Genomic DNA, 12,669 nt, shown 5'->3' on the forward strand with positions numbered 1-12,669 from the left:
ATCAAATCATTTCAGCAGGGGTAAATGCTTATGGGCTTTTTAGAAAGAATGGCGTCCTCAGTTACGAACTGGGCTGAGCGTTGGTTTCCTGATTCTTATATCTTCGCGGTCCTGGCAGTGGTCTTCGTCACATTTGGTGCTCTTCTTGCGGGGATTTCTCCTGAGGCCATTGCAACTTCTTTTGGTGATGGATTTTGGAGTTTGATTCCATTTACCATGCAAATGGCGATCGTAATTATTTCGGGATATGTTGTGGCTTCGTCGCCTCCGGCAGGTAAGCTGATCAACTGGCTTGCGAAAATTCCGCGCTCAGAAAGAAGTGCTGTTGCTTACATCGCGCTTTTCACAATCTTGGCGTCACTTCTAAATTGGGCTTTCAGTTTGGTTTTTGGCGGTCTTTACGTCAGAGCATTGGCGCGTAGAAAAGATTTGCGAGTGGATTATCGAGCTGCGGGAGCCGCGGGATATCTGGGGCTTGGAGCAACTTGGGCATTGGGTTTAAGTTCTTCAGCAGCGCAACTGCAAGCTAACGTGGATAGCATTCCAAAATCTCTTCTGCCAATTACCGGTGTGATTCCATTTAGTGACACTATTTTTCTTCCGCAGTCGATTTTGATGTTAGTAGTTTTGACGGTGGTGTCTGTCGTAATTGCTTACCTTTCAGCACCCACAAAAGATCGCGCGGTCACTGCCAGTGATCTTGGTATTGAAGTGCACGACGACGTTGAAAGTGCCATCGAAAAACCAAAGCAACCCGGAGAATGGTTAGAGTACACACCTGTTCTCACAATCCTCGTTGTCATTCTTGGCTTTTGGTGGCTAGGGATGGAATTTAAGAACAAGGACGTCATCCTGGCGATTTCGAATTTGAACACGTACAACTTTTTATTCTTGATGCTAGGAATGCTTTTAACCTGGAGACCCAAAAGATTTTTACACTCCGTGAGTAAAGCTGTTCCTTCGGCCGCAGGAGTTTTGATTCAGTTTCCGCTTTACGGAAGTATCGCTTATATTCTCACAAAAGCACCGGGACCGGATGGGCAAGCTTTGTCTCATCACATTTCGGATTTCTTTGTTTCTATTTCTACAAAAGATACTTTCTCTGCATTGATGGGAGTTTATTCGGCGATTCTTGGCTTCTTCATTCCATCAGGTGGTGGAAAGTGGATCATTGAAGCTCCTTATCTTATGCAAGCAGCAAATGAACTTAAAGTTCATTTGGGTTGGACGGTGATGGTTTACAACGCTGCAGAGGCATTGCCGAACTTAATCAATCCATTCTTTATGATGGCATTGCTTGGAGTTTTAGGACTGAAAGCCCGTGATATCGTGGGCTACACAGTGACACAGCTTGTGGTGCATGCGCCGTTAGTGATCTTTATGCTCTGGGCGTTGGGAGAAACTTTGAGTTATCATCCGCCGATGATTCCGTAAAACACGGAGCTACTCAAAAATAAAAAGCACTGACTTTATAGGCCAGTGCTTTTTTTATTTTAGATTAGTGTTTACCAAGATTAGCCAACAACATTTGCATGAAGGTCATCATCATTTGTTGTTGTGATGAACCCATACCCGTTGAAGGAAGAGCCGCTGATTGACCTTGAGTCAAACTGCCAAGCAAAGTTGAGATCATCGAGTTGTTAATAACTTGAGAACCTGCAAGCTGTTCCAAACCGAAGTTAGAGCCTGAAGTGAAAGCTCCCAACAATGTTTGAAGCATGGAAGTGTTCATGCCTCCAGGAAGATTGATTCCAGAAATTCCTGTCACAGAACCCATACCGATTTGACCGAGGATGCTCGTCAATAGTGAAGAATTAAAGCCTGACTTACCAATTCCAAGTGTCGCGCCAGACGAAATACTTTGAATGATGCTTGAAAGATCTGTTCCGCCAAGACCCGTGTTGCCAAGGTTTCCGGTCAATGAACTAATCAGTGAGCCAGCGACTTGCGAAATATTTCCTGAAGTCACTCCCGCCACTGGAAGATTTTGAAACAGTGAACCTGTCAGAGTTTGAATCAAACCTGTTGGAAGTCCGCCGCCTGCGCCTGTCGTAGAATTTAAAATAGAACTCAAAGAGCCGTTACCGATGATTCCCAACAAATCACTGAGTTGTGTGCTTGGAAGTCCGATATTGCCTGCACCCTGAGTAGCGCCGCCAATAAGGACAGGGATGATAGCGCTTAGATCATTACTATTGCTAAGGCCTGCGCCATTTAAAGCAGAACCCGCCATTCCCAAGATCATACTGATATGTGAACTATCTAACATCAATCCTGATGAAAGTTTTTGATTCGTGATTTTAGCTGCGACATTGTGATCAACAGAATGTTCCTTCAAAGCCGCTTCAATATTATTAAGCATCTTTTGTGCTTCAGAGTTATTCACAACCGGAGCTGTTGAAGCCGCCTCTTGTGAACCGTCGTTAGTTGCCTTTAGTGGAGCCAAGTTATTATTGCATCCTGCAAGAAACCCAATCGCTAACAATGCTGAAACGATAACCTGTTTGTTCATGTGGTTCCCTCCTCATTGAGATCCGAAATCAGGTTAGTTCTAAATTTTGAAAATAAAAACTGGGTGAAAAAAATAAATTTTGAGCTGTTCACGCTTCTGACAGTTTTAAAAAACTATGTGTTCAAAAAATTTTCAGTAGAGCTGAGATAACATAAGAATGACTGATCGTTATTCAGTTCAAAAAGCTTACGTCGTTTTTCTCGTTTATTATGTAAAAGTGGTAATCTCAAAACGAAGCGACAAAAAATCTCATCGCCGTTCTAATGACAACAGAATGCTCGCTACAAAGATTTATGCGAACGCATGTACTTTTTATTTTTTCAAAATCGCAGTGGCAATCTCGGTAAATCCCAAACCACCGCGCTCTTTTGTCACGTACGTCGGTTTGTTCTTAATCTGATCAATAAAGTTTTGAATATTCGCCACTGCAAAACTGTGAGGGAAGTAGGTGAACATTGGCTCGTCATTGGGAGAATCTCCACTAAAGCCACAGACTTTTTTTGCGTCTTCTGCACTCACGCCAAATTCTTTTTCTAAGAAGCGCAAAGACATCGTGAGTTTGTCATAACTTCCAAACCAACCGTTGACGTGGATGGAGCTGACTTTGGCTTGAGCCCCATGGGAATGAAAGATGTCGACAATTTTTTGCACTTCACTGCGTGGCAGAGCGGGGACGTCTTCGCAGAAATCAATGGCAAGATCCATCAAACGACAAAATTGATCACTGGCAAGATCGCAGCCCGGAACTTTTTGAAGAATTTCTTTTTCCAACTGCTGAAGCTTTAAGCGATTTTCTTTTTGCGTTTTCTCATCAAAAAAGAAATGGCGGTGCATTTTTTTTCCATGGTAGCGAAAATAAAATCCGCCGTTTTCTCCGACAATGCCGCTGACGGGCCAGACGCGCGCAATCATTTCGCACCAACCTGCAGGGCGACCTGTTACCGGAATCACATGGATTCCAGAGTCATGAAGTTTCCATAAAGCCTCGTAAGCTTCAGGACCTAGATGGCCTTCATCTGTCAGGGTGTCGTCGATATCAGTGAGAAGAAATTGAAGTCGGTGATGGAAATTCGAAACGTCTTGCATACCCCAAGGTACCAGCTTCCCATCGTGCCGAAAAGGAACATGTACCTTTTTTGAACGAAGGGAAGCTGGTACCTATGGCGAGGGTTGTCAAAAATTAGACTTGCACCAAAAGGCAATCGCCTTCATTTTTTGTCTATATATATAGTACGGGCTACACCACAGACATTTGTCTAGGTGATGCGCGGACTACAATGAAGGACTTAGCATGGCCAAAAAAAGTGACGCATCAGATGGTATTAAGCTTGTCATTGTGGAGTCTCCCACAAAAGCCAAGACCATTCGTAAGTTCCTCGGAAGAGACTATGTCGTTGAATCTTGCATGGGTCATATCCGTGACCTGCCACAATCTGCGAAAGACATTCCTGAGAAAGTAAAAAAAGAGAAGTGGGCACAGCTTGGTGTCAACGTTGATAAAAACTTCGAACCTCTTTACTGCGTTCCAAAAGACAAAGTGAAAGTGGTGAAGAATCTGAAAGACAAACTTGATGAAGCCTCAGAGCTCTTCCTCGCAACCGATGAAGACCGCGAAGGAGAGTCGATCAGTTGGCACTTGTTGGAAGTTCTAAAACCAAAAGTTCCAACAAAGCGCATGGTGTTCCATGAGATCACCAAAGATGCGATTCAAAAAGCTTTGAAAGACACACGTGAAATCGATCTAAATCTTGTGCGTGCACAAGAAGCGCGCCGTGTTTTAGATCGTTTGGTGGGTTACACGATTTCTCCGCTTCTTTGGAAGAAAGTGGCTTACGGTCTTTCTGCAGGTCGCGTGCAATCTGTGGCCGTTCGTTTGATTGTTGAAAGAGAACTAGAGCGCATCCGTTTTAAAAAATCCGCGTACTGGGGAGTTCTTGCAGAACTTTCTAAAGACGGTGTGAACTTTGAATCTCGTTTGCAGCAATATAAAAATCAAAGAGTTGCAACAGGTAAAGACTTTGACGGTTTGACAGGTCAACTGACTGCCGGAAAAGATGTTTTAGTTCTAGATGAAAAAACAGCAGCCAAACTTGCCGCGGATTTGAAATCCGGCGCATGGACTGTTTCTGATGTGGAAGAAAAACCAACATTCAGAAAGCCAGCGGCTCCATTTATCACTTCGACTTTGCAACAGGAAGCCAATAGAAAATTAGGCCTAAGTTCCCGTGAAACAATGCAAGTTGCGCAAAAATTGTACGAGCAAGGTTTCATCACCTATATGCGTACGGATTCGACGTTCTTATCGAATGAAGCGATCAATGCGTCTCGCGATTGTATTCAATCGAAGTACGGAAAAGAGTATCTGACTCCGCAACCGCGCAACTATGCTGCGAAAAAAGTAAAAGGCGCGCAAGAGGCCCATGAAGCGATTCGTCCTGCGGGAAATCAGTTCATGGATCCAGATGAAACGGGTCTCACAGGAACTCAATTCCGTCTTTATGATTTGATTTGGAAACGGACGATTGCTTCACAAATGGTGGATGCTCGTCAAAAGCAAGTCAGTGCAAAAATCACAGTAGGCGACGCTTTGTTCGGCGCTTCGGGAATGACAATTGAGTTCCCGGGTTTCTTACGTGCTTACGTCGAAGGAAGTGATGACCCCGAAGCAGATTTGGCTGAAAGAGAAGTGCGTTTGCCAGCGTTGAAAGTGAAAGACGCTGTGAAATGCGCGAAGCTTGATCCAACATCTCACGAAACAAAACCACCAGCTCGTTATACAGAGGCAAGCCTTGTTCAAACGATGGAAAAAGAAGGTATCGGTCGTCCGTCAACGTACGCTTCTGTTATCGGAACGATCATTGATCGTGGTTACGTTCGTAAGAATGGAACAGCCCTGATTCCAACTTTCACTGCGATGATCGTTTCAAAACTTCTCAGTCAATATTTGTCTGAATACGTAGACCTTGGATTCACATCCGAGATGGAGCAAAGTCTCGACAACATCGCAGACGGTGATTTGGATTGGGAAAAATATTTGGCATCGATCTACAAAGGACCAAAAGGTTTGCGTTCTCGTGTCGATGACCAAGAAGAAAAAATCAATCCTGATGAAGCGCGCACGATGACTTTGGAAGGCATGGATCGTTATAAATTCCATGTCGGTCGTTACGGCGCGTACGTTACAACACAACGTGATGGTGAAGACGTCAGTGCTTCTTTGCCAGACAATGAATCTCCAGCGGATATCACTCCGGAAATTGCAGAAAAATTGATTGATCAAAAAATCAATGGTGCTGATTCCATCGGGAAAGATCCAAAAACGGATCTTCCAGTTTATGTTTTAAATGGCCGTTATGGTCCTTACGTGCAGTTGGGTGATGTGTCTCCAGAGGACGATAAACCAAAACGTGCGTCCCTTCCTCCAGGCACTCAGCCAGAGCAAGTGGATCTCAAAATGGCTTTGGAACTTTTGTCTTTGCCAAAAACTTTGGGTGAACATCCGGGCACAGGCAAAGAGATCAAAGCGGGTCTTGGTCGTTTTGGTCCGTTCGTTGTGCATGACGGGGATTATCGTTCTATTCCAAAAGGTGAAAGTATCTTCACAATCACTTTAGAAAGAGCTCTTGAAATGCTCAGCCAACCGAAGAAGGGGCGTGGCAAGGCCGCTCCATTGAAAGATCTTGGGGCTCATCCCGATTCTGGCGATGCGATTCAGGTTTATAACGGACCTTACGGGCCTTATATTAAGAGCGGAAAAGTGAATGTGTCTTTGCCAGAGGGAACAACTCCCGACACGGTGACTTTAGAGCAAGCTGTTGCCTTGATTAATGAAAAGGGCGGCACAAAATCTAAAGCGAAGGGCAAAGCCAAAGGAGCTGCGAAAGCGGCTGCTCCAAAGAAGGCTTTAAAGAAAGCTACAACCGCTAAAGACAAAGCCGAAGCTCTCGGTGTCAAAAAAGTAGTCACTCGCAAGTCAAAAAAGTAATTTGTTCATCCCCCTTTTCGTAAGGGGGATTCTTTGCTAAATTTGCTCGACGTAATTTCAGGAACAGTCGGAGTAAGTAATGAGCGACAGCTCACGCAAAGGACAATTGGAACTGGGGATCAACCGCTCTCCAGAGAAAGATAGAAACTTCCACCTTGGTGGACGTAGTTTTTATTTCTTCGACTTCGACGACAATATTGCGTTTCTCACAACACCTTTGATTCTTTTCCATAAAAACGACCGCTCGGAAGTGCAAATCTCCAGCGGAGATTTTGCTCAGTACCATCAGTCGATTGGAAAGTCGGGCCCTTACGCAGACTATAAACTTGATTTCTGTGACATGACGGGAACCTTCCGTAACTTCCGCGATGTGCATATTGATGAAGTCGAAAAACTTCAGGGTAAAAAGCAAATCTTCGTGCAAGATGTGGCCGCGGCTTTGGGCTTTCCTGATTTTCAGTGGAAAGGTCCGTCTTGGGAATGTTTCTATCACGCGGCGTTCAATCAACGCCCGGTTTCTGTGATCACGGCGCGTGGTCACCATCCCGAAACTTTAAAAGATGGCATCCGTGTTTTCGTTCAAAATAAACTGCTTCCTTTAGAACCTAATTACCTCAGCATCTATCCCGTGAGTCATAAAGAGACACGTTTAGAGTTGGGCGATTTGGATTTCACACAAGGAACCGCAGAGTTAAAACAGCGCGCCATTCGTGCGAGTGTAGAAAAAGCCATCGAACTTTATGGCTACAATCCGCATCATCGCTTCGGTATGTCTGATGATGACCCTAAAAATATCCAGCTTATCGTTGAAGAGATGACTCGACTAAAGGCGAGATTTCCTGAAATGTCGTTCTTTATGATCGAAACCCAGCATGGAAACTTCATTAAACATGAAGTGAAGCTGGGTGGTCTGCGCGGCGAGAAAGTGGAGAACCTCTCACAACTGTCCTTTTTCGAAGAAGACAGACAAAAGTCCTAAAATCCTTCCCACGTCCTAATTTATGACGAGCTTCATAAATAGAATGCTCTCTACTAAATCTTTGATAATCTAATGAAATCAGTTTCGAACATGGAAGGATCAGCATGAGTTCATTCTCGAAAGGTGTTAAAGGTTTCATTGTTGCTGGATCATTGGCGATTTCATCGATTGCCTCAGCTCAGCTTAAAGAAGGTTTGGAATGCCGTTATCTCACGGTGATAGAACAGGGCTTCTTAGCAAATCACGTTAAGTATTCTAATCGTGATACCGAGTTGCAAACGCGAGTCGTAGATCAATATCTTAAGAGATTAGATCCTTCTAAAATTTATCTGACTCAAGCTGATGTTGAACAAATCAAAAAAATCACAGGCAATGTTTTTGAAAAAACAAAAAACAGAGATTGTGGCTTCCTTGATCAGACACAAAAGCTTGTTCTTGAGAGAGTGCAAGACCGCGCGGAATTTGCGAAAAAATACTTAGGCAAAGATTTTAAATTTGATGCCACAACGGAATTCACTTTCGATCCTGATAAAAAGCCTTGGCCAAAAGATGCGGCCGAAGCTAACGAATATCTAAAAAAATATATTCAATTCCAAATTGGAAATTACTTGGCAACAGACATGAAGCTGGATGAAGCCAAGAAAAACGTAATTAAAAATTACGAGCGCGCAGTGAAGAGAACGCAAGAGACCACTCAAGACGACTTGTTCTCTGGTTACCTGGATTCTTTTGCAAGAGCTTTGGACCCACATTCAAGTTTCTTCTCTCGTGATGTTCTTGAAGATTTCGAAATTCAAATGCGTCTTTCTTTGGAAGGTATCGGAGCGACACTTTCTTCTCAAGACGGTTTCACAGTTGTGGAACAGCTTGTTCCTGGTGGAGCAGCGGCGAAATCAGGTTTGATTGAACCTCAAGATAAGATCATTGCTGTCGGCCAAGAAAAAGGCGCGATGGAAAATGTGATTGATCAAGATTTGAAAGACGTCGTTAAAAAAATTCGTGGTAATAAGGGAACGAAAGTTCGTTTGACGATCTTGCGTAAATCCGGTGACGCGAAAAAACGTTTCGACGTGACGTTGACTCGTGAAAAAGTGAACTTGGAAGACGAAGCAGCATCTATCACTTTCGTTGATAAAGAAATCGACGGTAAGAAAAAGAAATTGGGTATCATCAACTTCCCATCTTTCTATGCGGATTCTCGTCGTGGCGGCAGATCTTCTGCGGCCGATATGAAAAAGCTTGTGAAAGAAGCTGTTGATAAGAAAGCAGACGGCCTGGTGCTTGATCTTTCTAATAACGGTGGTGGTTCACTTGAAGACGCCGTGAAAATCGCGGGTCTTTTCTTCCAAACTGGAAACGTGGTGAAGCAGTCTTCTAAAAATGAAGGCCGTGCGGAATCAGCTCTTCGTGATACAGATCCAACGGTAGACTGGGCGGGACCTCTTGTTGTTTTGACAAGCCGTATTTCTGCTTCAGCTTCTGAGATCGTATCAGGAACTTTGCAAGATTATAAACGTGCCGTGATCGTTGGTGGTGACCATACATATGGTAAAGGAAGCGTTCAATCCGTTCTTCCAATTCCAAATAATCTGGGAGCAATCAAAGTGACTGTGGGTATGTTCTTTATCCCGGGTGGTAAGTCGACTCAGCATCGCGGTGTTGATGCAGACGTGGTGTTGCCGGGACCTTACAGCACGGATGACATTGGTGAGAAGTACATGGATTACTCTCTTCCACCAAAAACAATTGAAGCGTTTATTTCTCCAGATGCTTACGTAAAAGAAGGCCCTGGTACATGGAAAGAATTGAAACCAGAGTGGTTGAAATCTTTGCGTGACAGATCTTCTGAGCGTGTATCTAAGAACGATGAATTTAAGAAGATCGTGGATGAGTTAAACAAAGCCAAAGCGCGCGGAAAAGTGATCCGTGTTAGCGAAGTGCTAAAAGATAAAAACGAAAAAGATAAAAAAGATAAGGCTAAGAAGACGGCTAGTAAGGCTAAGAAAAATGAAGAGTACCTAAAACGTCCTGATATTCAGGAAGCAGAAAGTGTTCTTCTGGATCTGATTCAGTTGCAAGAGGGTAAAACTCTTGTAACTCCGAAGCAGGCCAACGCTAAGTAAGGCGTCTTAAGAGTCCTTTGAGTAGGGCCATGTTTGTTGTTGTTAAAGCCCAGGGCAGAACCCTGGGCTTTTTTTATTTTATAGCTGTAACGGCGCCTGCATTCGCCAGCGTTTGTAAGGCGGCAAGATCTTGCTTCTGAGTTAGACCTTTAAGGTAAGTGCCTATCGCACAGACGTTATTTGTATTCAGAGCTTTAACAAGTTGAAAAAGTCCACTCTTAAGGGAACTTTCAACTAAAACTCCTCCGAAACTTAAATAGATTTTTTCTTTTGAAGTGACGGACTGTTGCCACAAGATCAACGAGCGATCACTGCGCAAGCGGATTTTAGATTTCGCGGATACTTTGCAATTTGCGACGGGAATTGTTTTGAACCCCTGCAAAGAAACATGCTGCATCCAAGACTTTAGAAACGCTTCTTTCAGCTCTAAAGGGGTCATTGTCTGAAGCATTTTGATTGATTGCTGATAAGCTTCAGGAAGTTCTGAAACTTCACCTGAAGACTTGTGTAGATTTTTAAATGACGTCGTCACTGTGTGTCCGACATCACCAAGTTTTTTATCAATCAGACTTTTCAAAGATTCAGAGACCATGTCTTTTTGAGGCTTATCCACCCAAACGCCAAGACTCCAAGTTGCGCTAAATGAGCCGTCAGATTCCGCAATATGCCATTCGGAAGAAGGCCAATAGGTCATGTCACCAGGGCCGGCTTCCAAGAGCTGGGAATCTTTTTTGTATTTGTCGTATTTAAATGCACGATCAAGAGCCGGATTTTTTTTGCCAAACTCTGAGGGCCAAAGGCGAAATTTTTTTGTGCCAGCGACTGGAAAACTAAAAACTCCGCAGGAGTCCACGTGAACCCCAAACGGTGTCTTGCGATAGTTTCCGAGGTAAAGACCCATTTCAGAAAAACGATTGGGATAACCGACGTGACGATAAAGCTCATTCGTAAAATCAGTCAGAAGATGTTGTTTCTTAAGGTTCACAGTCAAAAGTTCATCGCAGACTAAGCAGTAATCCGAGAAGAGATCTTTCATGCGCTTGTGGTAGCCCAAAAGGGATTTGTCTTTCTTAACGGGAAGAACTTGCAGTACGTCTTCGGGGCCAACTTTAAAACCTTGGATGTAAAATTTAAAACCCTCGGGATTACTCACCTTACGACAGCGATCGCTATAAAGCACCAGAAGATCAAAAATTTCGGCATCGCTCATTTCCAAGAGGCCCGATTTAACGTTCTTTAAAAGCAATGGCTTTTTTTCCCAGTTGTTCTTGGCGAAACTTTGCCAAAACTTCTGATCTAACAAGACGGGTTTTGTAGAGGATGAGGACGATTTTTGAGCCATAGGGGCCGAGATTCAATGAGAAACGCTAACGAGTCAAATAAAGAAGGGCTGAGTGAAAATAAGGGGTTGGCAAATTTACTGAGTTTCCCAAAAAGGACCTCATAGTCCTTGTGAGAGGCGCAGATTTGGCTTAAAAAGAGCCTCTTCTAAGGAATTATATGAACTCTGCGGCTGTCACATTTGAAGAACCCGTTTTGACCATTGAGCTTAAACGGGACGTCACAAAGCACCTCAAAAGAGGGCACCGTTGGATCTTTGCCAATTGTTTTGAAGAGGGGCGTCCACCCAAGTCTGGAATTCATCTTTTGGTTTATAAAGGCGAGGCGCTTGCGTTGGGAATCTGGCAGGGTGACACGCAATTGCGTTTCCGCGTTTTGATTTTGGCGGATGAGCCTATCTTTAGACGCAATAATGTGAAAAGAACTTTAGAGCTTTACTTCGACAGCCAATGGCGCAAGGCCGTTGAGATTCGTAAGACTTTTGATTTATCTGTCACTAATTCCTTCCGCCTTATCAACGGCGAGGGGGATGGTCTTCCGGGTTTGATCGTGGATGTTTACAACGATACGGCTGTGATTAAGCATGACCATGCCATCATGGAAAAAACTTGGAATGCAAAAGTAATCGCTGAAAAAATTCAAGCCGATTTTCCTCAAGTGAAATGCGTATACTTAAAACGTCGTAACGACGTCGAAGAAAAAGGCGTCAACATCGTTGGAACCCTAGCGCCGGAAGTGCAATTTCTTGAAAACGGTGTTTTATTTGCTTCGAACATTCGCGATGCCGCTAAGACGGGTTTCTTTTTAGATCAAAGAGACAACCGCAAGATGATCCAGCACTTTGCCAAGGGAAAAACAGTTTTAAATCTTTTCAGTTATACGGGAGGATTTTCCCTTTTTGCGGCTAAAGGTGGCGCTAAAGAAGTTACCAGCGTTGATATTGCCAAGGTCGCTATTCAAGCGGTTGCTCGCAATTTTGAAATCAACGGTTTTAAAACCGCGCACACGGATATTGCGACAGACGCTTTTGCTTTCCTTGAACAGCAAAACGTGGAAAAGAAAAAATATGATCTTGTGATCACGGATCCTCCTAGCTTTGCACCAAACGAAAAGTCTGTGGAGCAGGCGAAGGCCGCTTACACGAAGGTCTTTTCAAATTCGATTAAGCTTGTGAACTCTGAGGGTCTATTTGCTGCGAGTTCTTGTTCAAGCCATATCTCGACAAAAGAGTTCATCGATATCTGCCAGGAAGCCTTTTCGAAAGCGCGTAAGAAGGGAACCTTGGTTTATCTGGGCGGGCAACCCGTGGATCACCCTTATCCCTTGGCCATGGAAGAGCTTCGTTATCTGAAGTTTGCGCTCTTCCGTTTGGATTAATTTTAAACAGTAGAAGGTAGAACTGTGGAAACCATTGCCAGTCTTCGTCAGGAAATTGATCAAGTTCACAAAGAATTACATGACTTGCTTTTGCGCCGTCGTGATTTGACGATGGCGGTCTGGAAATTCAAAAAAGAGCAAGGTCTGCCGTTTTACAGTCCTGAGCGGGAAGAACAGATCCTTAAAGACTTCGTGAGCATGGGCACAGGATCGTCAAAAGACCCATTGTTTGAGGAGCTTCTTAAGAATGTGATGGAATCCATTCTTAGAGAATATCAGAAATATTTAAACGCCAAATATCCACAAAAATAAACGGCAGCTTCTGACTGCTTTGTCAGAGCTGCCTTGCTCA

Annotated in this window: 9 protein-coding genes; 6 read left to right on the plus strand and 3 right to left on the minus strand. The window is 43.8% G+C overall.

Annotation, left to right across the window (positions count from 1 at the left end):
- Positions 1-30 precede the first annotated feature (30 nt).
- Positions 31-1,434: a short-chain fatty acid transporter gene (locus ACLSSO_RS04375; protein ID WP_295906087.1), complete on the plus strand. Its 1,404-nt coding sequence runs from the start codon at positions 31-33 to the stop codon at positions 1,432-1,434.
- A 64-nt stretch (positions 1,435-1,498) separates the two neighbouring features.
- Here the strand turns inward: ACLSSO_RS04375 and ACLSSO_RS04380 are convergent, their stop codons facing one another.
- Both ACLSSO_RS04380 and ACLSSO_RS04385 read right to left on the minus strand, forming a co-directional pair.
- Complete coding sequence (locus tag ACLSSO_RS04380; protein ID WP_413944164.1) at positions 1,499-2,512, minus strand: hypothetical protein; 1,014 nt, start codon at positions 2,510-2,512, stop codon at positions 1,499-1,501.
- Positions 2,513-2,824: 312 nt separating this feature from the next.
- Complete coding sequence (locus tag ACLSSO_RS04385) at positions 2,825-3,598, minus strand: HAD family hydrolase (protein WP_413944165.1); 774 nt, start codon at positions 3,596-3,598, stop codon at positions 2,825-2,827.
- A gap of 205 nt (positions 3,599-3,803) precedes the next feature.
- On the opposite strand from ACLSSO_RS04385, the gene topA reads away from it, so the two are divergent.
- The 3 genes from topA (at position 3,804) to ACLSSO_RS04400 (ending at position 9,599) form a co-directional block, all read left to right on the plus strand.
- Positions 3,804-6,497 (plus strand): type I DNA topoisomerase, encoded by a 2,694-nt coding sequence (gene topA, locus ACLSSO_RS04390; RefSeq protein ID WP_413944166.1) that lies wholly within the window; start codon positions 3,804-3,806, stop codon positions 6,495-6,497.
- Positions 6,498-6,576: 79 nt separating this feature from the next.
- The gene (locus ACLSSO_RS04395; protein ID WP_413944167.1) at positions 6,577-7,476 is read left to right on the plus strand and encodes a hypothetical protein; all 900 of its coding nucleotides are present in this window, start codon (positions 6,577-6,579) and stop codon (positions 7,474-7,476) included.
- Positions 7,477-7,580: 104 nt separating this feature from the next.
- Positions 7,581-9,599, plus strand: a complete 2,019-nt coding sequence (locus ACLSSO_RS04400; RefSeq protein WP_413944168.1) for a S41 family peptidase — start codon at positions 7,581-7,583, stop codon at positions 9,597-9,599.
- Positions 9,600-9,672: 73 nt separating this feature from the next.
- Here ACLSSO_RS04400 and ACLSSO_RS04405 read toward each other — a convergent pair whose 3' ends face one another.
- Positions 9,673-10,941 carry a JmjC domain-containing protein gene (locus ACLSSO_RS04405; protein ID WP_413944169.1) on the minus strand — a complete coding sequence of 423 codons (1,269 nt, stop codon included), beginning with the start codon at positions 10,939-10,941 and terminating at the stop codon, positions 9,673-9,675.
- Between the two features lie 158 nt (positions 10,942-11,099).
- On the opposite strand from ACLSSO_RS04405, the gene ACLSSO_RS04410 reads away from it, so the two are divergent.
- Positions 11,100-12,317: a class I SAM-dependent rRNA methyltransferase gene (locus ACLSSO_RS04410; protein ID WP_413944170.1), complete on the plus strand. Its 1,218-nt coding sequence runs from the start codon at positions 11,100-11,102 to the stop codon at positions 12,315-12,317.
- Positions 12,318-12,341: 24 nt separating this feature from the next.
- Positions 12,342-12,629, plus strand: coding sequence for a chorismate mutase (locus ACLSSO_RS04415; RefSeq protein WP_413944171.1), 288 nt, complete (start codon positions 12,342-12,344; stop codon positions 12,627-12,629).
- The last annotated feature ends 40 nt before the right edge of the window (positions 12,630-12,669 follow it).

Origin of the sequence: Bdellovibrio sp. HCB-162 (assembly GCF_047344985.1) — a bacterium.
Classification (GTDB): Bacteria; Bdellovibrionota; Bdellovibrionia; order Bdellovibrionales; family Bdellovibrionaceae; genus Bdellovibrio.

Bases quoted from the DNA above. Each gene is read 5' to 3' on its own strand.
- topA (WP_413944166.1), top strand. From the start codon at position 3,804: ATGGCCAAAAAAAGTGACGCATCAGATGGTATTAAGCTTGTCATTGTG.
- ACLSSO_RS04380 (WP_413944164.1), bottom strand. From the start codon at position 2,512: ATGAACAAACAGGTTATCGTTTCAGCATTGTTAGCGATTGGGTTTCTT.
- ACLSSO_RS04395 (WP_413944167.1), top strand. From the start codon at position 6,577: ATGAGCGACAGCTCACGCAAAGGACAATTGGAACTGGGGATCAACCGC.
- ACLSSO_RS04410 (WP_413944170.1), top strand. From the start codon at position 11,100: ATGAACTCTGCGGCTGTCACATTTGAAGAACCCGTTTTGACCATTGAG.
- ACLSSO_RS04375 (WP_295906087.1), top strand. From the start codon at position 31: ATGGGCTTTTTAGAAAGAATGGCGTCCTCAGTTACGAACTGGGCTGAG.
- ACLSSO_RS04385 (WP_413944165.1), bottom strand. From the start codon at position 3,598: ATGCAAGACGTTTCGAATTTCCATCACCGACTTCAATTTCTTCTCACT.
- ACLSSO_RS04405 (WP_413944169.1), bottom strand. From the start codon at position 10,941: ATGGCTCAAAAATCGTCCTCATCCTCTACAAAACCCGTCTTGTTAGAT.
- ACLSSO_RS04400 (WP_413944168.1), top strand. From the start codon at position 7,581: ATGAGTTCATTCTCGAAAGGTGTTAAAGGTTTCATTGTTGCTGGATCA.